This is a genomic window from Stenotrophomonas sp. SrG (genome assembly GCF_050031795.1).
Classification (GTDB): domain Bacteria; phylum Pseudomonadota; class Gammaproteobacteria; order Xanthomonadales; family Xanthomonadaceae; genus Stenotrophomonas; species Stenotrophomonas rhizophila_A.
In genome coordinates this window covers 1-268 of sequence record NZ_JBNBBE010000288.1, presented here as the reverse complement: position 1 = coordinate 268, position 268 = coordinate 1, and the positions used below count along the sequence as shown (strand labels likewise).

Here is a 268-nt window from a genome sequence, read left to right as displayed (position 1 = left end):
CAGCCGTGGCTTCGACGCCGCCGAACTGACCGTCACCCTGGCCGGCGTGCTGGAGCGCGGCGGCAAGCTTGAGGCCCGCCGGGTACTGGCCCAGGCCAATCTCGACGCGTTGGCACCGCAGCGCGAAACCGCGCGGCTGGACCGGATGGCCGCCGTGGCCCAGCGTTATCTCGCCATTGCCGAAGCCCGCGCGCAGCTCGCCATTGCCGCCACCGATCTCGCCCAGCGTCGCCGCGCGGTCGCCGCCGCCCGGATGCGCCTGCAGGCC

Annotated in this window: 1 pseudogene; it reads left to right on the top strand. The window is 74.6% G+C overall.

What is annotated here, in order from left to right:
- A pseudogene (locus ACQG3P_RS19870) lies at positions 1–268 on the top strand (TolC family protein); the annotation flags it as partial.